Source organism: Clostridium culturomicium (genome assembly GCF_000821305.1).
Taxonomy (GTDB): domain Bacteria; phylum Bacillota; class Clostridia; order Clostridiales; family Clostridiaceae; genus Clostridium_J; species Clostridium_J culturomicium.
In genome coordinates this window covers 42477-67295 of sequence record NZ_CCXK01000012.1, presented here as the reverse complement: position 1 = coordinate 67295, position 24819 = coordinate 42477, and the positions used below count along the sequence as shown (strand labels likewise).

At 31.4% G+C, this 24819-nt stretch carries 20 protein-coding genes; 2 read left to right on the top strand and 18 right to left on the bottom strand.

The window, feature by feature from the left end; all coding sequences use genetic code 11:
* Positions 1–23: 23 nt before the first annotated feature.
* The 18 genes from BN1075_RS00950 to BN1075_RS20480 all read right to left on the bottom strand — a co-directional run bounded on the left by BN1075_RS00950 (position 24) and on the right by BN1075_RS20480 (position 22523).
* Complete coding sequence (locus BN1075_RS00950) at positions 24–2951, bottom strand: insulinase family protein (protein ID WP_040191147.1); 2928 nt, start codon at positions 2949–2951, stop codon at positions 24–26.
* Positions 2952–3177: 226 nt separating this feature from the next.
* Positions 3178–8568: a diguanylate cyclase gene (locus BN1075_RS00945; RefSeq protein ID WP_040191146.1), complete on the bottom strand. Its 5391-nt coding sequence runs from the start codon at positions 8566–8568 to the stop codon at positions 3178–3180.
* 183 nt (positions 8569–8751) lie between these two features.
* A complete protein-coding gene (gene map / locus BN1075_RS00940) occupies positions 8752–9618 on the bottom strand; it encodes a type I methionyl aminopeptidase (protein WP_040191145.1) in 867 nt (288 codons plus the stop codon).
* A 255-nt stretch (positions 9619–9873) separates the two neighbouring features.
* Positions 9874–10518, bottom strand: a complete 645-nt coding sequence (locus BN1075_RS00935; RefSeq protein WP_235777734.1) for an amidase domain-containing protein — start codon at positions 10516–10518, stop codon at positions 9874–9876.
* A gap of 129 nt (positions 10519–10647) precedes the next feature.
* The gene (locus BN1075_RS00930; RefSeq protein WP_040191143.1) at positions 10648–11517 is read right to left on the bottom strand and encodes a DegV family protein; all 870 of its coding nucleotides are present in this window, start codon (positions 11515–11517) and stop codon (positions 10648–10650) included.
* A 169-nt stretch (positions 11518–11686) separates the two neighbouring features.
* A complete protein-coding gene (locus tag BN1075_RS00925; RefSeq protein WP_040191142.1) occupies positions 11687–12496 on the bottom strand; it encodes an acetyl-CoA carboxylase carboxyltransferase subunit alpha in 810 nt (269 codons plus the stop codon).
* 24 nt (positions 12497–12520) lie between these two features.
* A complete protein-coding gene (accD, locus tag BN1075_RS00920; RefSeq protein WP_040191141.1) occupies positions 12521–13381 on the bottom strand; it encodes an acetyl-CoA carboxylase, carboxyltransferase subunit beta in 861 nt (286 codons plus the stop codon).
* Between the two features lie 30 nt (positions 13382–13411).
* Entirely contained in the window at positions 13412–14755 is a 1344-nt protein-coding gene (locus BN1075_RS00915; protein ID WP_040191140.1) for an acetyl-CoA carboxylase biotin carboxylase subunit, read from the bottom strand.
* 19 nt (positions 14756–14774) lie between these two features.
* Complete coding sequence (gene fabZ, locus BN1075_RS00910) at positions 14775–15233, bottom strand: 3-hydroxyacyl-ACP dehydratase FabZ (RefSeq protein ID WP_042386775.1); 459 nt, start codon at positions 15231–15233, stop codon at positions 14775–14777.
* Between the two features lie 19 nt (positions 15234–15252).
* The gene (gene accB / locus BN1075_RS00905; protein ID WP_040191139.1) at positions 15253–15756 is read right to left on the bottom strand and encodes an acetyl-CoA carboxylase biotin carboxyl carrier protein; all 504 of its coding nucleotides are present in this window, start codon (positions 15754–15756) and stop codon (positions 15253–15255) included.
* A 3-nt stretch (positions 15757–15759) separates the two neighbouring features.
* Positions 15760–16998, bottom strand: a complete 1239-nt coding sequence (fabF, locus tag BN1075_RS00900; protein WP_040191137.1) for a beta-ketoacyl-ACP synthase II — start codon at positions 16996–16998, stop codon at positions 15760–15762.
* 19 nt (positions 16999–17017) lie between these two features.
* A complete protein-coding gene (gene fabG, locus BN1075_RS00895; RefSeq protein WP_040191136.1) occupies positions 17018–17758 on the bottom strand; it encodes a 3-oxoacyl-[acyl-carrier-protein] reductase in 741 nt (246 codons plus the stop codon).
* Positions 17759–17772: 14 nt separating this feature from the next.
* Complete coding sequence (gene fabD, locus BN1075_RS00890; RefSeq protein ID WP_040191135.1) at positions 17773–18714, bottom strand: ACP S-malonyltransferase; 942 nt, start codon at positions 18712–18714, stop codon at positions 17773–17775.
* A gap of 14 nt (positions 18715–18728) precedes the next feature.
* Positions 18729–19670, bottom strand: coding sequence for an enoyl-[acyl-carrier-protein] reductase FabK (fabK, locus tag BN1075_RS00885; RefSeq protein WP_040191134.1), 942 nt, complete (start codon positions 19668–19670; stop codon positions 18729–18731).
* Between the two features lie 83 nt (positions 19671–19753).
* A complete protein-coding gene (gene acpP, locus BN1075_RS00880; protein WP_040191133.1) occupies positions 19754–19984 on the bottom strand; it encodes an acyl carrier protein in 231 nt (76 codons plus the stop codon).
* 28 nt (positions 19985–20012) lie between these two features.
* Positions 20013–20990: a beta-ketoacyl-ACP synthase III gene (locus BN1075_RS00875; RefSeq protein WP_040191131.1), complete on the bottom strand. Its 978-nt coding sequence runs from the start codon at positions 20988–20990 to the stop codon at positions 20013–20015.
* A gap of 12 nt (positions 20991–21002) precedes the next feature.
* Positions 21003–21467 (bottom strand): MarR family winged helix-turn-helix transcriptional regulator, encoded by a 465-nt coding sequence (locus BN1075_RS00870; protein ID WP_040191130.1) that lies wholly within the window; start codon positions 21465–21467, stop codon positions 21003–21005.
* A 174-nt stretch (positions 21468–21641) separates the two neighbouring features.
* Positions 21642–22523 (bottom strand): M23 family metallopeptidase, encoded by an 882-nt coding sequence (locus BN1075_RS20480; protein ID WP_052406321.1) that lies wholly within the window; start codon positions 22521–22523, stop codon positions 21642–21644.
* Positions 22524–22833: 310 nt separating this feature from the next.
* Between BN1075_RS20480 and BN1075_RS00860 the strand changes: the two genes are divergently transcribed.
* Both BN1075_RS00860 and BN1075_RS00855 read left to right on the top strand, forming a co-directional pair.
* Positions 22834–23823, top strand: a complete 990-nt coding sequence (locus tag BN1075_RS00860) for a DnaD domain protein (protein WP_040191129.1) — start codon at positions 22834–22836, stop codon at positions 23821–23823.
* On the top strand, positions 23816–24790 hold the full coding sequence (locus BN1075_RS00855; protein WP_040191128.1) for an ATP-binding protein: 975 nt from the start codon (positions 23816–23818) through the stop codon (positions 24788–24790). The genes BN1075_RS00860 and BN1075_RS00855 overlap by 8 nt, the downstream gene beginning before the upstream one ends.
* Positions 24791–24819: the final 29 nt, after the last annotated feature.

The following is a 24819-nucleotide window of genomic DNA, read 5'->3' as shown; positions in this document are numbered from 1 at the left end:
TTCTCATTAAAAAACTCCCCCCCTTAATTAAAAACATTCTCAAGCTTTTTAAATATATCTTTATTTTCTTTTATCTTATTATCATTTCCAAGAACAACAACGAAATCCTGTTTTAATACATCTTCAATCATTCCTGCAAAATTATTAATATCCTTGATGTTAGTTGATAAAACTTCTTTTCTTTCTTTAACTCTGTCTTCATGTGATATTCTTCTTAAAAATAAGCTTATGGCTACCTCTCCAGACATTGAAGGAGTTAATGGTAAGTCTAATTCACTCATAGTTCCAATTATATACTTAGTCATTTCTCTCTCCGTAGTTTCAAAGCTTCTTACATACTCTGGAGTTTCGTCATATGCCTTTAAGGTTTCTTTAATATTTGGGTCTCTGTAGCTTGCAAATACCATATTTCCATTTCTTAAGATATTGGCAAAGGCTCCATAAGCACCACCTTGAACTCTTACCTTATTCCATAGATAATCCATACCTATAATAGTCTTTAAAACTAAAAGTTTTCCTGTGTATTCATAGCCTAATTTCTTAAAGTTATAACCTTTAGCAACATATTGAACATTTGCTGGAGTTAACATACCTTCTTTTTTATTTTCTTCTTTAAATTCATATGAATATCTTTCAACTTCATTAGTAGATAAAACTGATAATATAGTAGAAACATTGTTTTGAACAGCTTTTAGTTCCTCATCCTTACCTGTTACAGTAATCATTAAGTTATTAACATTAAAAATAGTATTAATTAGCTCTTTTAATTTTCCTACAGTACTATCTATTTTTTCATCAAAGTTATCATCTAAGCTTTTTAAGAATCTATAGAATTCATATCCTGTAGTTTTTTCTACATAATCATAGGATGGTGAGAAATATGAACCTAATCTTGTGCTTGCAACTTGATGTCCTCTTTCTAACAATCTCATTTCTACTCTTGAAATCAACATTCTTAGCAGTTCTCTAATTCTCTTCTTATCTTCAAATTTTGTATTTTTCATAATATCTGCAATAATGTTAAATGCTACTGGCAGCTTATCAACTAAAACGCTACAGTGACCCTCCAAATAAGGACTCAATAAGTTAACATCCTTGCTGTCTCCATAAACCTCACTCTTGAAATAAACTCCACCGGTATTTATTAATACCTCATTAGATAGTTCACCATAAGTATATGTTGATGTATCTAATTTCCCAAGAAGTGTTCCTAGGAAACTTATATATGGTATGTCTTCTTCCTTAACACAATTACTGTTAAACATAAAAGATACATATGCAATTTTACTGGTGAAGACATCATGATATAAAACCTTTATACCCTCTGCCTCTGTTTCCTCAACCTTTAGCTCCTCTACCTTGTCATCAATATCACTTAATGAAAGTACTGGAATAGTCTCTAATACCTCATGAGAATCTGGTGTTGTTTGTCTTTTGATTAATTCCCTAGTTTCATTAACTATTTCCTGTAATTCTTCCATAGATAAACTTTCTTTATATTTCTGTAGTTTCGCCTTTAGTTGTGCTTCTTTTTCATCAGCTAAGCCCTTCTGTGGAACTAAAAGTAATAAAGATGAATGTGTATTATTTAATAAATACTTTTCTATTAATTTTTCAAAGTAATTAGTTGTAAGTCCTTGCTTCATTTTTTCTATATTCTCTTCATATCTTAAATGAACTAACGGATCTCCACCATGAAGCCAACTATCCATAGCAGTCATATAATAATAAAGACCTTTAGGCATTCCTTGGAAATCAGATTCTCTCAATTTAAATTCAGTAATATTTACGCAGGCCTCAACAAGCTTTTTATCAATCCCGTTGTCTACAAGGTTTTGTAAAGTTCCAAAAATAACTTCCCTAAACTTTTCCTTTTTCTCTTTCTCACTGCCCTTAACAACTATACTGAATACTGGCTGAAGAATGCTTCCATCAAAGTATCCATATACATCCTTACCTAATTCAGCATCAAGAAGAGCTTGCTTTAAAGGTGCTCCTTGAGTTTCCAATAATAGATATTCTAAAGTACTTAATGCTAAGTATAGCTCATCATCCATAGAACTGCCTGCTACAAAGTTCATAGCCATAAATGTTTTTTCTTCTGAAGAGTCTTCTACTGAAATAGAGTATTCCTTAACAACTTCCTTCATTTTGTTAAATGGCTTCTCTGGAAGAATCTCAGCATTAACTTCCCTTCTCTCAAAATTAACTAAATAGTTATCATTTATAAATGCTAACATCTTATCAAGATTTCCATCTCCATATAAGAAAATAAAGCTGTTTGATGGATGATAATACTTTGTATGGAAGCCTAGAAATTCTTCCTGTGTCAAATCTGGAATAAACTCTGGATCCCCTCCTGATTCACATCCATAAGTGTTGTTTTCAAATAAAGAACCTTGAATATTTCTCATTAAAACTCCATCTGGAGAAGAAAAGGCTCCCTTCATTTCATTATAAACAACACCTTTATAGGTTAACTCATCTTCAATATTCTCTAACTCATAATGCCAGCCTTCCTGCATTAATATCTCTTTTGTAGAATAGATATTAGGATAAAAAACTGCATCTAAATATACATCCATTAAGTTAAAGAAATCCTTCTCATTCTTACTTGCTAATGGGTATATTGTTTTATCACTAAAAGTCATTGCATTTAAAAATGTATTTAAAGACCCTTTAATTAACTCAACAAAAGGCTCCTTTGTAGGAAATTTCTTTGACCCACATAAAACACTATGCTCTAATATATGAGCTACACCAGTATCATCACTTGGCGGTGTTTTAAATCCAATCGAAAAAACTTTATTAGAATCATCATTCTCTAAATGTAAAAGCTTTGCTCCTGTTTTTTCATGCTCAAATATCCTGGCTATGGAATTTAACTCTTCTACTTTCTCTTGCCTCTCTAATTTAAATCCATGATATACTTTACCAACTGTATATTCCATATTAATCCTCCTAATTAAACGTATGTAACTTTAATCTGTGTACTCTAAGTTAAATAACTCAAATCTTTTCCATCTTATTTCAATAGTTTACTTTATAATATTATTTAACTTCACCATATTAATATTCCCTAATTATATTTAATTAATATTTTAGAGAGTTAACACTAAGTACATATAGCATTAACTCTCTATAATTTACTTTAATTTAGTTATTCTACTTTACCTTCTAAATCTCCTCTAACATTGGGACCATTATTTTAGCTAAAGTATTAATATAATTTAATTGATCATAATTAAATTCCTTATGATTTATTGAGGATGAAAGATGAATGGCTCCAATAATATCTTTTTTATTTCTTAACAATACAACCATATTAGACTTAATATCAGGAATTGCCATAGATTTATTTAATTGATTAATACAATTCCAATCAATTCCACAAATATTTTCCTTTGACTTTATTGCTGATTTCACAACGGAAATATTATACTCTTCATCAATGTCCCCACATTTTTCACTTATCTTGCAATATTGAGTAACTATTTCGTTATTGTTAATAATATATAAAATACAACTATCTGCTTCAGTAATTTCTGATATACGATTTATTGCATTTACAACCTTATCCTTTATTGGAGTATCATCATTCATTAGGTCAATAAATTCCATTACTATAGATACATTCTTATAATCCTGATCACCATTTCCAACAAAGATACCACTTAACCTATTTGTAGTACTTATCTTGTAACCAAATGATTCATTCCATACCTTTGTTCTATTTCTACCCCCATTTTTAGCCTCATATAAAGCCTGATCTGATTTTTCAATCAGTTCATCATAGGTTGTTGCATGTTTCGGGTAATTTGCAACCCCCATACTTACAGTAACTTCACGCTTATCACCCATAAGCTTTTCTTCTATTATTTTATTTCTAATTCTTTCAGCTATAATCTCTGCATCATTTACCCCGATGTCAGGAAGTACAATAATGAATTCTTCACCACCATATCTTCCAATAACATCACTTTTACGTATGTTATTTAATACAGTTTTACATAGTTTGCTTAAAACCTTATCTCCCATTCTATGCCCATAATTATCATTAATTTCTTTAAATTTATCAATATCAAGCATTATTATAGAAAATTCAGTTCCATAGGTATAGGATTTCTCTATTTGCTCTTGAATAAATAACTCTAAGTGCTTTCTCATTAATGCACTTGTTAGATTATCAATACTTGAACTCCTTCTAATGTTCTCTCTATCTATAATCATGTATAATATTCTTGAAATATTAGAGCATTTTTTCATGGTATTGATATTAATATTGTTTATTCGCTTAGTACTCTCAACATAAATATACCCAACTAACTCATTTGTATATTCGTGACTATTGGTTACTCGTCCACTTTTTAAAATCTGGGTAATAGGAATGCACATAGTGGTTTTATTATTATTATCTATATCATAGCTAAGCACTTCACCACTATCACCAACAATTCTTTTGTCCTTTGAAATTAATGGCTTCTTCTTACTTCTAACCATATTTATTAAAGATAAGTCATCTGGTAAAACTATATTTTCATCAGTAGATGCTGAAATCTTTATTTTCCCTTCATTTTCTAATAAAATAGTAGCTCTGTTAGCAACAGATATTAAATTTATATATTTGCATATAGTATTTAAATTTTCATTTATATCACCACTTAGCTTACCAATCATGTTATCTATTGTATCTAACTCTTCAAATTTATCCTTATTTTGTTTCTTTAATTCTTTTAGAAAAGTTGCATTAACTATATTAGGCTTCATTATACCCTTTAAATATAAAACTATATTTTTTACCTTAGATATATTAACCTCTATATATGAACTTGCTTTAGCTGCTCCATAATGCTGTCTAACCTTCATTAATAGTTCAAAGGCTTGAATTACATCTGGATTTATTTTTATATATTTTCCTACTTCATTATTGGGCATACCTTCTAAAGTGTTAATTATTAAACCACAACATTCATATATATATTCTGCTGCGTAAGTATAATTTTCTTCTCCATAGTACCCCTTCGCCAACTGAAAGTTTATCTTCCAAGATAAAATCAAATTTTTATCTTTTAAAACTTCCAAGCTATCAACTAACTTTTTATAACTAATTCCTTGTCTTAAAACTACCCCTAAATATTCAATCTCAACCTTATTTATATCTGATTTTATTAACTCTCTATACTTTATAATATATTTATAAATCTCAATGGCATCTTCTTCAAAACCAAGATATATAAGCTTATTAATACAATAGCACAACATTGATATTCTAAAATCTAAATAAAGTATTTTTTCAGCTGAATTAATTACGTAAGAAATATCAGATTTACTTCTTTCGTAGCATAAGCGATAAATATTATAAAGAAGTGAAATTTCATACCCCATAATGGATTTAGAATCACCTAAGATTTCAAACCCTTGCTCTAAGTATTTCTTACCCTCTTCTTTATTCCCAACCAAATCAGAAATTAAATACATGAAAATACAATATGGACCTGCTTCTTGCCAATATTTCATATAATCTTTATCTATATAATGTTTGCATAATTTTACATATTTATAACTTTCATTATATTTTCCTATTTTATAAAGTATTGTACCAATATAAGAGAAATTATAAAAATTAGCTCCCAATACTTCACTTTCCATTGCATGGTTTGAGGAAGCATTAAAATATTCATATGCTTTACTATAATTTAGCATTATATAATGAACAAATCCTAAATTAGACAAAGAATTTACCTTGTAAGAATCATCATCACTTGCCATACCTATTGTATTAGACTTTTCAAACCATTCTAAAGCTTCTTCTTCAAGCTGCAGGTAATCACTATATAGTACCCCCATACTATTCGTTATTCTGCATAACCTTTTTGTAAAGTTTAGCTTTTCACATTTTTCTACCATTGGCTTTAAAAGCTCTAATCCCTCTACTTCATTTCCTTCTGCAATTAAAACATCAATATAATAATTCATAAAGGCCAGTCTATATTCTTCATCCTCTTCTTCACATAAACTTATTCCATAATTACATAATTCTTTTACTTTTTCATACTCCTGCTTATTATATTTACGCCAAATAATAATTAATAAATATTTAATCTTACCAATTCTATAATCAGACTTTTCTACAGCAGCTCTCATTTCTTTCAAGTACTTAGTAACATATTTTTCATATCCTAAATCAATAGATAAAAATAAAATTTCTCTTAAAATATCTATATACTCGTTTATGTATTTCTCCTTATTACATAAATTCTTTGCGTATAAATAGTAATCAATACTTGTCTTTTTTTCAGCCACTTTATTATAGAGTTCACCAAGTCTCATATTAACTGCAATTTCTTCTTTCCTTAGCTTTGCAGAATCTTTATTTTCCTGTATAAAATTCAATATTTTAAAATTGAACTTTATTGACTCTTCAATTTTATTTAAGCTTTCAAGCTCCTTCTCTCTTGACTTATAAAACTCTAAAATCCTCTTATCTTTTACTTTTTCCAAGTTATATATTATTTCATCTATATACTCACCTTGTACTTTTTTATTATAACTCATTAAAATCTGTGCAATTTTCACATGCTTTTCAAATCTTACTTTTTCATCTATACTCCTATATAAATAGTTCTTTAGAAACTTATTATAAAAGGTATACTTAGTCCCTTGATGATTTTGTGTTCTAGATAAAATTCCTTTTGCGATTAAATATGCTAAACTATCCTTTAAGTTATCCCTTAATGGGTTTAAAAACTCAACTATTATAGATAGACTTACAGGCATATAAAAATATGACATATCGTAAAGTATCTCTAAATACTCTTTCTTTAATCCTAAAAGCTGATTTCTGCAAACCTCTTCCATATCCGTTGACATATATATTTCATGATTAGATATCTTTTTCCACATCCCATCAGTTTCATCTATATATACAACCTTTTTATCTCTAAGATACTTAATACCTTCCTCAACTAAAAGTGGATTTCCCATAGAATGTCTATATATTAAATCTGTAAAACTTTCTGAAATTCTATCTACATTAAGTACATTTTTTAAAATCCTTGAAGTCATATCTTCATTTAATGGAGTCAAATGAATTTCCAAATCTACCTTTGAGTTTATTTTAGTCAGCATTTCTGTAAAATCATAATTTCCAAGGCAATCCCCGTCCCTATAAGAAATAATCACAGAAATATTTCTAGCCTCCATCACCCTGCTTAAAACGTATTGAATGATTCCTAATGTAAAATTATCATACATATGAACATTATCAAAAATAATCACACCTGGCTTTTCTGAATAATACTCTAACAAAAATAAAGATATTTTTGCCATTAAAGCCACATTGCTTTTCATCTTTAATTCTATATCTCCATAAGTATCAATGGTTTCCTCTCCATATATTTCTGGTATAACCATTGATAATTCTTTTTTATATTTATTTAGAAGGCCTTTATCTGCACTTGCAACTACTTGCTTTAATAAATTACTTATGGCAAAACTACTGCCATAATCAGCAACGTAGAAACACTTTAATATATTTTTATAATTAACATCAATTAAATGCTTAACATGTGTAATTAACCTAGTTTTACCTATTCCAATTTCACCATGTATAAGAATAACACTTCCATTAATTTTTTCTTTCATGCCTTCATTTATAGATTTTATAATATTTGAAACTTCTTCATTCCTTCCTATTAATGGGGTATTAAAATTCAATTTTTCCTTTTTACGACTTATATAATTGTATGTTGTATTAAAAATCTTATTTATCTCATCAATAATATTTAAAATTTTACCTTTTCCCTTTTCAATATTATTGTCATGCAGATTATAAATAAGAGTACTCATTTTATCTCCAATTAACTGTAAATATTCATGCCTTTTTTCACCATTAAGATTCTCATCAATGTCATGTTGAATTTTACCGTATATCTTTACCCCCTTATTTTGAAGAACCATACTAATAAGTATTTCCCTTAATTTCTCAACATAATATTTTTCATTGTTAGCTTTGTTATTACTAAAAACAGAGTCCTTATAATTATCATTTGAATCATAATGTATATATATACCAAGCTCCCTACAGTCTAGAAGCGCTGTTATCTTATCCTTCATCTTAACTCTATTATCGCTTGAAACATATATGCTTTCTAAACTAAATGGCATTGTCTTAATATAACTGTAACATTGTTCTTGAGCCAACTTACATATTTTTACAAATATATCCAATAATACTTCTACACTAATTTCATCTATCATATCCATTAAAGATTTATAATCACTTATTGATTCTGTAGCATAAAAATACTCTACCTTTTTTTCTTTACTACTCGAATTTACTGTAGAACCAAATTCAAGTATGTTTATATATGAATCACTTAATAAACTTGTTTTCTCAAACTCTTTAATATACATTTCTAAGAGAGTTTTCTCAACATGAATAGAATTCAGTATATAAATATTTACTTTTCTTTTATTTTTCGTAATATCTATAGCTTCATACATAGAATAAGATCTGCTGTTGCTAATCAGTTTATCTATTCTATACTTCCCGTTAATTATTCTCATAGTAATACCACCTATACAAATAATAAAATACTAAGTAATAAAAATTAACCCCATTAATTTTTATATATTAGATATAATATTATACCATAGTTTGTAATTTTATGGTATGTAATGCATATTTTTTACAGGTCTTGTTGTTAAATTAAGCAAAAAAAATAATATCTCCTAAGAGATATTATTTTTTTATGTCAAAATCTCATATCCATTTTCAGTTACAAGAATTGTATGCTCCCACTGAGCTGATAATTTTCCATCAGCAGTAACAGCTGTCCATTCATCTTCCCATATTTCAACTTCTGGTACACCTTCATTTATCATAGGTTCAATAGTAAACGTCATTCCTGGAAGCAGAATCATTCCTTCTCCTCGTTCTCCTATGTGTGGAACGAATGGATCTTCATGGAACTCATTTCCTATTCCATGTCCTCCAAAGTCATATACTACGGAGTAACCTTTGCTTGTAGCATATTCATTGATAACAAAACCAATGTCTCCCAAAGTATTGAAGGGCTTAACTTCTTCAATTCCCCTCCTTAGACACTCCTTGGCCGTTTCAACTAAATCTCTTGCTTTATCACTTACACTTCCTATCATAAAGGTTCTATTTGAATCACCATAATATCCATCTAAAATGCAAGTAACATCTACATTTACTATATCACCATCCTTGATTATTGTATTTTCATTTGGTATACCATGACATACAACATCATTTAGTGAAACACAAGTACTCTTAGGATATCCATGATAACCAAGTGGCGCTGGATATGCCCCTTTAGCTACAGTATATTCATGAACCCATTTATTTACTTCCTCTGTAGATATTCCTGCACAAATTTTTTCCTCTACCATATCCAAGATCTCTCTTGTAAGTGCTGATGCCTTCCTAATTCCTTCAATATCTTCTGAAGATTTAATAATATCCCTTGGTATTTCATAACCTACTTGATGACTTAACTTTTCTAAATACAGATCTTGATCCATATGACATTTCTTATATTTAAGTCCGCTTCCACACCAGCAAGCATCATTTCTATTTAATTTATTCATATCCTACCTCCGATTAAAATATATAAATCAATAACTTATAAACACCTTATAAATTTGTTTAATAAAGTGAACCTCTAAAGGCTATCCACCAAATCTTTAATTTAGAACATTTAACTTTCACAGAGTTTATATTTACTTTGTTAATTACTCAATTCATCTAAACAAATCTAAAGTGGCATTATATACTATTATATCACTTATTCTAATTTATTAAATTTATTTTATGTTTATAAATTTATTATAGATTTATAGCTTTTAAAAGTGATAAATATAAATATATTGTCCTTTTCCATTCTTTATCATTCTCCAATATTGATGGAGAGAAACATGTTTTCTATTTGCACTATGTTGTGCTCCAAAAATATCGTGCTTATCGGTAGCTATATTAAATTCTTTGGATGTTACAATTTGTGTATGATAAGGCTTTTTATCTTTACCAGCATACTGTATAACATCCCCTGGTATTAAATACTCATATAATTCATCAAATTTATCAATAGCCTCTTCAACCGTAAACTCCTTATACTCCTTTACAATATAACTACCACTATCTTCATTATATCCCCAATACTTCCTAAAATATTCTGCACTTCTCCAAGTTAAAGAGCATTTTTTCAATGTGGAAGGCTCTTTTGTATAACAAAACCAGGCCGTTGCTTTCTCATAATCTGAACCTACCATGGCCATTCCACCTGCAACCAAAGCCTGACATACGAAATTAGTACAATCATTTCCTTTGTAAAGTGGATATTCTTTAGTATTTGATACCTCTGCATAAGTCTGTGCATATGCTACGGCAGCTTCTCTATTATAAGTATATCTTTTATTTCGTAATATATTATTTTTAAGTAGGGTTCTTCTTTTGCTGTTTTTTAGTTTACAAAACATTTTATTTTTCACGATAAAAACCTCCCTGCTTAAATACTATGTCATAGTACTTAACTAGTCTCTTTTAAATACTACAACAACCTATTTATATACTTATTATACTGATTATCTGAATTTAATGTGTCAAAAATCTCATACCTACTATCGTTTATTACTTTCAAAGAACAAAGCTAAAACACCAGCACCAGTATGACTTCCAATTGTAGGCCCTAAAATATTTATCTCACACTGTTTTACATTCCCCTTTTTACGGCATAGCTCCTCTAAATACCTAGCTTCTTCATAGCAATCGCCATGAGAAATTGTTATGAGCTGCATCTCATCACTAGATTTTTCAATAAAATTTTTAGCAAGCTCATGAATAGATTTCTTCCTTCCCCTAGCTTTATATAACGGTATTAGTTTCCCCTCATTATCAACATGAAGAATAGGCTTTATATCCAGCAAAGTTCCAACAGTAGCAGCTGTACTTGAAACACGTCCGCCTTTTTTTAAATGATGTAAATCATCTACTGTAAAATAATGATTAACCTTCAACTTCACATTCTCTATATAATTAACTATTTCATCTTTAGTTTTATCTGCCTTCATCATTTCATAAGCCTGTATAGCCAAGAAGCCAATTCCCATACTTGCCGATAATGTATCTATGACTGTAATATCACAATTTGGGTACTTTTCTTTTAAATTATTAATAGCCATAAATGCATTATTTACTGTGCCTGAAAGCCCTGATGATAAACCTAAATATATAACTGATTTCCCATCTAAAATCAGCTTTTCAAATGCTTCCTCAAATTTATATGTGTTTACTTGTGATGTTGTATATATTTGTCCATTCCTCATATTGTCGTAAAACCATTTCAGATCAAGAGTCTGCCCAAAGTAATCCTCAACTGTTTTTCCTTCGATATTACAATTTAATGATAATCCCATTACATTTGGCTGCTCCACAAAACTTATAGGTAAGTCACTTCCCGAATCAACCATAAGTATTAAATCTTCTTTCATACTACATACCCCCTTAAGTTTTACTTATAACTTATTTACACAACTTAAAATAAAATAACTCATAAAAAATAAGATCAATTAAATTTATTATATATACTACAATTTTACTATATTTTTAAACAAATTACAGTATATTCAATTTAATTAATCTCATTTCAGGTTTATTATTTTAATTCTCAATAAATCTACCTAGTTTTCTAAACTTATAATAACGCTTTGTAAGCAGTGAATCTATTGATTCTTTTTCAAATCTTTCAATTGCCTCTCTTAAGTTAACAGATATACGGTATATCATGCTGTCAAAATCCTCTTGAGCACCACCTGCTGGTTCTTTAATAATTCTATCTATAATTCCAAATTGTAATAAATGTTCTGCAGTAATCTTCATCCTTTCTGCAGCTTCCTTTGACTTAGAGGCATCTCTGTATAATATAGATGCAAATCCTTCAGGTGATAATACAGAGTAAATGGAGTTTTCTAGCATCCAAACTTCGTCTGCTACTGCTAAAGCTAAAGCTCCACCACTTCCACCCTCTCCAATAAGCATCGATATAATTGGTGTCTTTAAATTACTCATGGCCATTAGATTTTTAGCTATTGCTTCTCCAATACCTCTCTCTTCTGATTCCATACCACAGAAAGCTCCTGGAGTATCTACAAATATAATAACCGGTCTTTTAAACTTTTCAGCCTGCTTCATTAACCTTAATGCTTTTCTATATCCCTCTGGCTTTGGCATTCCAAAGTTTCTATCTACATTTTCCTTTGTTGACTTTCCCTTTTGAATTCCTATAACAGTTACACTTCTTTTATTAAACTTAGCAATCCCACCAACTATTGCTCCATCTTCTCCAAAATATCTATCACCCTTAAGTTCTATAAAATCTTCAAAGATGCTGTTTATATATTCTAACGCTCTAGGCCTCTTAGTATTTCTAGATATAGTTACCTTATCCCATGCAGTATTTCTTTCACCCATTTACTACACCTCCTTGCTTTACTCCTAAATACTATGGAGTTCTAATAATTTTCCTAAAGTCTTTTTCATTTCTTTTCTATGAACTATTTTATCAACAAAGCCCTTCTCCAATAGAAACTCTGCCCTTTGAAAATCTTCTGGGAGCTCCTCGCCTATGGTCTGTTGAATAACCCGTCTTCCTGCAAATCCAATAAGGGTCTTAGGTTCTGCAAGAATTATATCTCCAAGCATTCCAAAGCTTGCCGTAACTCCCCCAGTTGTGGGGTCTGTTAAAACAGTAATATATAAAAGCCCTTGTTCATTATGATAAGCTAAAGCTGATGAGGTTTTTGCCATCTGCATTAATGAAAATATTCCTTCATGCATTCTTGCTCCACCTGAACATGTGAAAATTATTATTGGAAGCCTCTTTTCTGTTGAGTACTCAATAGCTCTTGTAAGCTTTTCGCCAACAGCGCTTCCCATGCTCCCCATCATAAAATTACTGTCCATAACACATATAACAGTGTTATAGCCTTCAATTTTGCCTTCCCCTGTTACTACAGCTTCATTTATATTCAGCTTTTGTCTAGAAACATGAAGTTTTTCTTCATATCCCGGGAAATCTAATGGATTTGTAGAGGTTATATTTGAAAATAATTCCTTGAAAGTTCCTTCATCAACAACCTGTTTAATTCTTTCTTTTGCTGATATTCTAAAGTGGCCTTCACAAGAAAAACAAATCTTTAAATTATTTTCTAAGTCCCCTCTGTAAAGTATCTTCCCACAATTAGGACATTTAACCCACATACCGTCTGGTATTTGAGGTTTATTGATCTGCTCAATTCTTTCAGGTTTTACTTCTATATAAACATTCTTTTTAAATAATGCCTTTAACTCTTTCATATTTATCCCTCATTTAAGTTAGCTAAACACTTAATATCCAAGCTCACTTGCTAAGAAACTTGTATCAAAATCTCCACTTACAAACTTTTTGTTAGATAAAATCTCTAGTTGAAGATCAATATTAGTCTCTACACCTTCTATAATAAATTCACTTAAAGCACTCTTCATTTTATTTATGGCTTCTACTCTAGTTTTTGCATGAACTATAAGTTTTCCAACCATTGAGTCATAGCTATGTGGAATTACATAATTTTGATAAACCGCTGAATCTAACCTAATGCCATTTCCCCCTGGAATGTGTAACCTTGTTATTTCACCAGGACAAGGCATGAAATTCTTCATTGGATTCTCAGCATTAATTCTACACTCTATTGAATGTCCTTTTAGTTCAACATCTTCTTGTGAAAAGGTTAATGTATTACCTGCTGCAACTTTAATCTGTTCTTTAATTAAATCTATTCCTGTAACCATTTCAGTAACCGGATGCTCAACTTGTATTCTTGTATTCATCTCCATAAAGTAAAAATCTAAGTTCTTATCAACTAAAAATTCAATAGTTCCTACACCTACATAGCCGATGGATTTTGCTGCTTCAACAGCAATTCTACCCATACGCGCTCTTAATATTTCATCAACAACTGCAGACGGTGCTTCTTCAAGAACCTTTTGATTTTTTCTTTGAACTGAACACTCTCTCTCTCCAAGATAAACCGTATTTCCATGCTCATCAGCTAAAAGTTGAACTTCAATATGTCTTGGCCTTTCAATAAACTTCTCCATATACATATCATCATTTTTAAAGGAAATCATAGCTTCTTTTTTAGCTGCTGCAAATTCTCTTATTAAGCTGTTTTCATCATGTACAATTCTTATTCCTTTACCACCGCCTCCAGCTGATGCTTTTATCATCACTGGGTAGCCTATTTCCTTGGCAATTTTTACTGCTTCAACTTCATCTTTAACCAAGCCCTTAGACCCTGGAACTACTGGTACACCCGCAGCCTCCATTAACTGCTTTGCTCTTGATTTATCGCCCATTGCTCTTATATTCTCAGAAGTTGGTCCAATAAATTTTATATTGCACTCTTCACACATTTTAGCAAAACGGCTGTTTTCAGAAAGAAAACCGAACCCTGGATGTATAGCTTCTGCTTCTTTTAAAATTGTTGCACTAAGGATACTATTTTCATTTAAATAACTATCCTTAGAGGCTTTAGGGCCTATACATATACTTTCATCTGCAAGCTGAACATGTAGACCTTCTTCATCGCCTTCTGCATACACTGCCACAGTTTTGATTCCCATTTCCCTACACGCTCTGATTATTCTAACTGCTATTTCCCCTCTATTGGCAATTAATATTTTCTTAAACATATAGTTACCTTCCTTACCTTTATACTCCTACAGCAAAAGTTAACTCTGCTTGGCAAACAACCTTGTCACCAACTTTAGCAGTTGCTTGACCAATTCCCATTGGTCCCTTCATTTTGATAATTTCTACTTCTAACCTTAATCTATCACCTGGTACAACCTTTTCTCTAAACCTAGCATTTTTAATTCCACCAAAGTAAGCAATTTTACCTCTAAATTTTTCATCATATAATAATGCTATTGCTCCAACCTGCGCTAATGCCTCAATTATTATTACTCCTGGAAGCACTGGCTCTTGTGGAAAATGTCCCTGGAAAAAGTACTCATTCATGGTTACATTTTTATAACCTACTGCTCTCTTTAATGGTTCTAAACTCTCTATTGAATCCACAAATAAAAATGGATATCTGTGAGGTATTATTTCTTGAATTTCTTTTATATTTAAAGATATTGTTTTCTCTGTTTTTAATGTATCCTCCATAAATAACTCTCCTTAATTATTACTTATTTCTTATAGCTATTAATGGCTGACCATATTCAACAACTTCACCATTTGAAACTAATATTTCTGCTATAACACCATTATTTTCACATTCAATTTCATTCATTAGCTTCATCGCTTCAACTATACAAAGGATATCCCCTTTAGAAACCTTATCTCCAACCTTTGCAAAAGGCTCTGCACCCTCACTTGGTGCTGCATAAAATGTTCCTACCATAGGTGACTTAACCAAAATACAGTCTTCTAATGAATTCTTTTCTATTGTAACTGCCTCTTCTTTTTTATCTATTATGTTAACTTGATTTTTTACTTCACTTGTAACTACACTCTCATTTGCAACAACTGGTGCATTAATTGTATTAACCTCTTTAACTTTCTCACTTCTATCGCTATAAACATTTTTGCTCATTCTTATCTTAAGTCCTGGCTCCTCTAGTTCAAGTTCTCTAAGGTTAGATTCATTAACTATTTTTATTAGTTTTTCTATAGCTGCATAATCCATGGATTATTCCTCCCATCTCTTAAATAAAAGTGTAGCATTATGGCCTCCAAAGCCTAGTGAATTTGTTAAAGCATATTTAAGCTCAGCTTTTCTTCCAACGTTAGGAACATAATCTAAATCGCACTCTTCATCCTTCTCTTCATATCCAATTGTTGCTGGAATAAAACCCTCTTGAAGTGCTTTTATACAAACTATAGACTCAACTGATCCTGATGCTCCAAGCAAATGCCCTATCATTGACTTAGTAGAACTTATTGGTATGTTATATGCTCTCTCACCAAATACATTCTTAATTGCTATTGTTTCAAACTTATCATTATAAGGTGTACTCGTTCCATGAGCATTGATGTAAGATACCTCATTTAATTCTATTCCTGCTTCATCAATAGCCTGTTTCATTGCTCTTGCAGCTCCCTCTCCGTCTGGGCTTGGAGAAGTAATATGATATGCATCACAAGTAGTTCCATACCCAACTACCTCTGCATATATTTTTGCACCTCTTGCTATTGCATGGTCTAAATCTTCTAATATAATAACTCCTGCACCTTCACCCATAACAAATCCACTTCTGTTTTTATCAAAAGGTGTTGATGCTCTCTTAGGATCCTGGCTGTTACTTAAAGCCGTTAATGAAGTGAAACCTGCCATTCCAATTCCAGTTATAGATGCTTCTGTTCCTCCAGCTATTATAACGTCTGCCCTATTAGCCTTTATCATTTCAAAGCCTTCTCCAATACTGTTAGTTCCAGTAGCGCATGCAGTTACAACGGATATGCACGGTCCTTTAGCACCATACTTTATTGCAATATTTCCACCGGCTATATTCTCAATCATCATAGGTATTAGAAATGGTGAAACCTTTGTTGTATCCTTTGTTATCATTCTTTTATGTTCATTCTCCATAGTCTCAAGACCGCCAATCCCTGAACTTACTAATACTCCAAGTCTGTATTTATCCATTGTCTCTAAGTCTATTTGAGAATCCTTTATAGCTTCTTCTGTTGCCACCATTGCATACTGACAGTATTTATCCATTCTTCTAGCTTCTCTTTTATCTATAGCTACTTCTGGATTAAAACCCTTAACTTCTGCTGCAACCTTTACTTTAAATTTTTCTGTATCCATTGATTTTATAAAATCTATTCCACACTCACTTGCTTTAACTCCGTTCCAAAAGCTCACTACGTCATTTCCTATTGGAGTTACTGCTCCCATGCCTGTTATTACAACTCTTTTACTCACTAGTTACTTCCTCCTATTACTACATAACCATTCCGCCATCAACGTTTATAACTTGCCCTGTAATATATGCACCATCTTCTGATGCTAAAAATGCTACTACCTTTGCAATCTCCTCTGCAGCTCCAAATCTTTGAAGTGGAATTACATCTAACATCGCCTTTTTTACATTCTCATTTAACACCTCTGTCATATCACTTTGAATAAATCCAGGTGCAATTGCATTTACCGTTATTCCTCTACTGGCTACTTCTTTAGCTATAGATTTAGTAAACCCTATAACTCCAGCTTTTGATGCCGCATAATTTGATTGACCAGCATTCCCTATTACTCCTACAACTGATGAAATGTTTATTATCTTTCCACCACGTTGTTTAATCATATGTGATATTACATTTTTACAGGTATTATAAACACCCTTAAGATTTATATCTAAAACTCTATCAAAGCTATCTTCTTTCATTCTCATTAGTAAGCCATCTTTAGTTATCCCTGCATTATTTACAAGTATATCTACAGATCCAAACTCTTTTATACTTTCATCAATTAATCTTTTTCCATCCTCGAAGCAGCTCACATCGCCTTTTACTAGCAGGGCATCTCCACCTAAAGCTTTAATCTCATCTGCCACTGCCTGTGCTTCACTTTCACTGCTTACATAATTTATTGCTACATTAGCTCCACGCTTTCCAAATTCCAGAGCAATTGCTCTTCCTATTCCTCGGCTTGCCCCTGTAACAACAACATTCTTACCCTTAAACATATATTAATTCACTCCTATGCACTTTCACTTAAATTCTTTATCGTATTTTCTAAAGAGGCTATATCCTCAACATTAAATACTTTAGCGTCCTTATTAATTTTCTTTACAAATCCACTTAATGATTTTCCCGGTCCTACCTCTATAAAGACATCAATCCCCATATCCAGCATAGACTCTATAGTTTTTTGCCATTGAACAGAAGATTTAACCTGATTTTCTAAAAGCTCTGCTAAATTACTAAAGTCACTTAGAACTTCCCCTGTAACATTTGGGAGTATAACAACATCTGTTTTTTCTATTTTTACTTCATCTAACTCTTTTCTTAACTTTTTTGATGCCTCTCCCATAAGCTTAGTATGGAATGCACCACTTACTGTAAGCTTAAGGCATCTTTTTACCTTTTTACTCTTTAACATTTCTATAGCTTCATCTATTAAAGGCTCTTCACCTGAAATTACAATTTGATTAGGGCAATTATAATTTGCAATTGCAATAATCCCCTTTTCTCTTAACTCTTCACAAACAACTTCAATGTCCTCGATGCTTCCACCTATTACTGCAGCCATTGCACCTTTGCTTTTATCACTGTCCTCCTTCATGAAAAGTCCTCTTTTTCTAACTAAACTTAATCCATCCTCAAAACTTAAAGCGCCACTTCCAATTAAAGCTGAGTACTCTCCAAGACTTAATCCAGCCATAGCTGACGGATTTATTCCCTTAGATTTTAAGATTTCTAAAATAGCCATTGATACAGTAACTATTGCCACCTGATTATTTTCAGTAGAAGTTAGCTCTTCAAGAGGACCGTTAAAACAAAGATCTGCAATATCCTTCTTTAAGATTGAATTTGCTTTATCAAAGGTTATCCTTGCTTCTTCAAAGTTCTCATATAACTCTCTTCCCATTCCAACATACTGGCATCCTTGACCTGGGAAAATAAATCCTAGCTTTTTCATTTTCAAATCACTCCCTAAAAATACTCTCCAACAACTTTGACTAACTTTTCTGTCTTTTCAACAAAGTCCTTAATTATCTCTTCGCAGCTTTCCTGCTTTTTAACTAAAGCCGCAACTTGACCAGCCATAACACTTCCGTTGTTTATATCTCCATCTACAACAGCTTTTCTAAGAGCTCCAATTCCCATTGACTCTAATTTCTCTGGTGAATTTCCTTCCTTTTCAAGCTTTATATACTCTCTTGTTAATCTATTTCTTAAAACTCTTACAGGATGCCCAGTGCTTCTGCCTGTTACAACAGAATCCATATCCTTTGCATCTATAACTTTTTGCTTGTAATTTTCATGAACTGTACATTCCTTGGCAACTAAAAATCTAGTTCCAACCTGGAAACCTTTAGCCCCTAAAGCTAATGCTGCCATCATTCCTCTTTCATCAGCAATTCCTCCTGCTGCTATAACAGGGATATTTACTGCATCAACTATCTGAGGTACAAGAGCCATTGTTGTAAGCTCTCCAATATGTCCACCGGCTTCGCATCCTTCTGCTATTACCATGTCTGCTCCGCTTCTTTCCATTCTTTTTGCCAAAGCAACGGACGCTACTACTGGAATTACTTTTATTCCATGTGACTTCCACATATCCATATATTTCCCAGGACTTCCTGCTCCAGTTGTAACTACTTTAACACCTTCTTCACATACAATCTTTGCAACCTCATCTGCATTACTGTTTAAAAGCATTATATTTACTGCAAATGGCTTATCTGTAAGCTCTTTTGCTCTTCTTATTTCAGCTCTAACATTCTCTGGAGTGTTTCCACCTGCTGCAATAATTCCAAGTCCACCAGCATTAGACACAGCACTAGCTAATGTACTATCTGCTATCCACGCCATAGCTCCTTGAATAATTGGATATTTAATTCCTAAAGCTTCACATATATCCGATTTAAACATATATACCTCCTATGGTTAAGGTCAGATAGTTAACTATCTGACCCCTTAAATCCTTAACTCTTATATTTTCAAGTTATAACTTATTACTTTACTTTGCTTTCAATATATTTTGCTATATCTTCAACACTCTTAATGTCTTCGATATCTTCATTTGGAATTTCTATCTCAAACTCTTCTTCTAAGCTCATAACTATTTCAAATATTTCTAATGAGTCTATTCCTAAATCATCTGTAAATGAAGCTGTAATATTTACCTCACTTGCCTCTACTCCTAATTGTTTTGCTACTACATTTTTAACTCTTTCTAATACCATCTTAACTTCCTCCTAAATATATAATTTATTACTTATTCCATTTTAATAAAGTGCTTCCGTAAGTTAATCCACCACCAAAGCCAATGATTAAAAGATTACTTCCACTAGATAAAATCCCAGCTTTATTTGCTTCATCTAAGGCCACTGGAATACTCGCTCCAGATGTATTTCCTACATGTTGCAGATTAATGATAAATCTATCTAAAGGTATTTCTACCTTTTTTGAAAAACTTTCTAACATCCTCATATTTGCTTGATGCGGAAGAATAAAGTCTATATTCTCTTTTTTTAATTTGCTTTCATTTAATATTCTATTAAATTCTTCATCCATAGTTTTAACTGCAAATTTATAAATGTCCTTACCATTCATTTTCAGCTTACCATCATGAATATCTCCACAGTCTACATATGGATTGTTAAGAGGTGATCCTTCGCAAGTTAATGATTCCCACTTTTCACCGACACTCCTGCAGTTAACATAGTTTATGTGCTTCTCCTTATCCTCACTTAAAACAACCGCACCTGCTCCATCTCCAAACAGCACGCAAGTATTTCTATCCTTCCAGTCTGTTATATTTGATAAAACCTCTGCACCAATAACTAAAGCCTTTGTTGCTCTTCCTGCTGCAATATAATTGTTAGCCATATCTAATGCAAAGATAAAGCCACTACATGCTGCATTAATATCAAACGCCATTGCATTATCAGCTCCGATATTCTTTTGAATCTTACAAGCTGCTGAAGGTATTATACTATCAGCACTTACGGTAGCAACTATAATTAAGTCTATTTCCTTGGCAGTTACATTACTGTCCTTTAAAGCCTCTATAGCTGCCTTTGTCGCTAAATCTGAAGTTGTTTCACCTTGTGATATTCTTCTTTCTACTATGCCAGTTCTTTCTCTAATCCACTCATCTGATGTATCAACAAGAGCTTCAATGGCTTTGTTAGACATCACATTACTTGGCATATATGCCCCAGTCCCTAGTATTCTTGAACCCTTCACTCTTTTAACTCCTTATCTGCTTTTTAAATCATATTTTTCCATAAAGAATTTATTTATTTTATCTAAGGACTTAACTAATACCTCTTCTTCGACCTCTGATAATCCACCTATAGTTTCACTTATCATCTCTTGATGAAATTTATCATGAATTCTATAAGCTAATTTTCCCTTACGAGTTAAAGCTATCATTACAGCCCTTCTGTCTTCCTCGCCTCTAGTTCTTTCTACATATCCTTTTTTCACTAGTTTAGTTATAGCCGTAGTTAATGTCCCAACTGTAATACCTAAATCATTAGCTACTTCTGTCATTGTTCTTGGTTTATACATTCCTATAGCTTCAATAGTATGTATTTCAGTAACTGATAAATCATTAAGTTCACCTTGCTTTAAGGCTTTCTCTTCGATTTCTAAAATATCATTAAATAATGTCACTAGTAATTCATTTATAATTTTTCTATTAGGACTTAAGGTTTTCATCGCGATTTTCCCCTTTTGTTTGATTTTCAAATAATTTGATAATCAAAGTATATTACTAAAAAAAAGTAAAGTCAATAAATAAATTTCATTTTAACACTTTGTTTTTATTTATCTGACTTTGTTAATATTTTAAAATTGGGCTTAATGAACTTTATCATAAGCCCAATTTATCTTTTAATATTCTCTTGAACCGTTATACTTTAACGGATCTACTGGACTTCCATTAACTCTGATTTCAAAGTGTAAATGAGGTCCTGTGCTGTCACCTGTACTACCGACTTCAGCTATAATCTGGCCCTTTGTTACACTTTCTCCATTAGATACCTTTAATGTACTACAGTGTGCATATACTGTCTCTGTGTTATCTCCATGATCAATCATTACAACATTACCATAACCATTTGCAACTCCTGAAAAATAAACAGTTCCATCTAAGGCTGCTTCAATAGGAGTTCCTGAATTTGCGGCTAAATCAATGCCCTTATGATTATATCCACTTCTTTGTTCACCAAAAGTAGATGTTAATACTCCTTTAATAGGTGTGTTTAGAGAACTATGAAGAAAAACTTCCTTATATAGGTCTGAACTACCACTACCCAAAGTATTAAATGCTACCTCATCATTAGTTTTTAAATTTTCAGGTATAGATTTTACGTCAGCTTCCTTTTGTATTGTAAAGCTAACTAAACTTTCCTCACCTTTATCATTGTATTCTATTATCTTATTAGAAATTTCCTCCTCATTTAAAATATCCTTTTTATCACATTTGATTTCTTCATAGGATATTTCATTATTTACTTCTACATCCTTGATGTTGTCAACGCCTGAACTTCCAACATAGATATGTTTAATAATTTCAATTGCCTCGTTTCCAGCTTCCTCGTTTTCAACAATACCTATATTTACACCGTCAGACTTCATGACTAAAGCATTTACTGCTTCCTCTTCAAGAGCTTCCCCCCTACTTGCTGGTGATCCGTTCATGGTAACCATTGTAATAATACATAAGGTTGATACGCACACTATGACTATTTCTTTCCATAGTTTAATTTTCATAGTATTTCCTCCTTACTACAGTGATAATATACCCCATTCCACTTTTTTTAATCATTTCTTTAAATTTATATTCCTAACAGCAAGTCCATTTTATTTTTACTTTTTTGTTTATTTAATTTTACTTTTAATAGGTTTACTATGTGATATACTAAAGGTATAATAAAATTTTACTTAAAGTTATTATTCAAAATTAAACTAGTAAATAATGATTTTTGACAATATATTACGTATACATCGATTGTAATCACATTGTATACTTTTTCTTTGATTAATATCATTATTTGTCGATAAAATAGAAAGGTGCGATAAAATGAGTACTTTTATGTTTAAAACAAAAACATTAGATTACACGCCGGTTAATAATATATTTATAGATAACTATATGGCAAATGCGAGGGGTGAATATATAAAAGTATATTTATTAGGCCTTAAGTATTGTATGAGTGGTGAGATAGGAGTAAATTCTTCATTGATAGCTTCAGCTCTTTCACTTCTAGAAACAGATGTAATAAATGCATGGAACTATTGGAATGATGAAGGTGTTGTAAAACTTACACCTATTGATAATCTAGGCAACTTTAATATTGAATTTATAGATTTAATTAAAACTCCTGAAAGCAATAAATCAATAAATCTTCTTAAAGAATTAGATAATTCCTTAGTTAAGGATATGCTTCAAGATATCGAACGCCTTTTGGCGAGACCTCTTTCTTCAAAAGAGATGGAAACTTATCTGGGCTGGCAGCAGGATTTCAACTTTTCTCCTGAACTTATACTTCTTCTTATAGAATACTGTGTATCTAAAGGAAAATCCGATTACAGATACATCGAAAAGATTGCAGTATCCTGGCATGATAGTGGAATCACTAACATTGATCAGGCTCAAGATTTCATCAAAAAACACGAAGATAAGTGGATAAACATACGAAAAATATTAACTTATTTAGGTATAAAAAATGGTGAAGTAATGAAACCTCAGGAGGATATGCTCGAAAAATGGCTTAATGTATACAAATTTTCTCTAGAAATAATTTATAAGGCCTGCGATATATGTTTTGAAAGACTAAACAGAGCAGATTTTAAATACATTGATGGCATATTAAACAGCTGGTTTAAAGATAATATAAAAACCCTTCAGGATATTGAATTGAAGGATAGAAAAAAAATTAATGCTAAGGCAATCTCCACTGAATCTTCAGCATCTAAAAAAGGTAAAGGTAAATTTAACAACTATGAACAAAGAAGCTATGACTTCGACGATTTAGAAAGAAAACTTTTAGGATGGGATAACAATGATTAATAATCATCATTTACAAGTTATGAAAATCTATGACGACATAAAAGAAAGTCAAAAGAGAGCCCTTGAGGGACGAAAAGAGGAAGTTCGAAGAAAGATACCTGAAGTTGAGGCCATCGAACGTGAAATAGGCAAACTCTGTATAAAAGTTTCTATTAATGCCCTACAGGACATTCCTAATAGAGAAGATCACCTTAGATCTTTAAAAGAAAGCATAACGACCTTAAGAATGAGAAAAACAGAGCTTTTAGTTTCTAATGGCTTCCCAATGGATTATCTTGATTTACATTACTCTTGTAATAAGTGTAAGGATACTGGCTACATTGGATTAGAAAAATGCAGCTGCTACAAACAAAAATTAAATAAATTATATTATAAAAATAGTGACTTATTTACAGTGTCAGACAAAAATAATTTTGCAAACTTTAGTATGGATTTTTACAGCAACAAAAATGAAGGTCCTGAAAAATATAGCCCTAGAGAAAATATGAAGAAAATAGTTAATGGCTGTTTAAAATTTATGTCTAATTTTGAAAGTACAGACGAAAATATTCTATTTTACGGTAATTCTGGGACAGGAAAAACTTTTTTATCTCACTGCATGGCAAAGGAACTAATCGATAGCGGCTACTTTGTAGTTTATAAAACTGCCGAAGAACTAATAAAAAATCTTAGAGACGTTAGATTTAATAATAATTCAACTTTAGAAGACCACTTAATAAACTGCGATCTTCTAATTATAGATGACTTAGGAACAGAGCTTTCATCAGAATTTTCAAAGGCTGAGCTATTTAATCTTTTGAATACTAAATTACTTAGAAATAAGAAAATGCTTATTTCTACAAATTACTCACTAGATGAGCTTCTTTCTCTTTATTCTGAAAGGATAACTTCTAGATTGTTTGGTAACTTTACACTATACAAATTCTATGGTAAAGATATCAGACTTCAAAAAAAATTATCTAATTAATATAAAAACCACAGTTGTTATCAACTGTG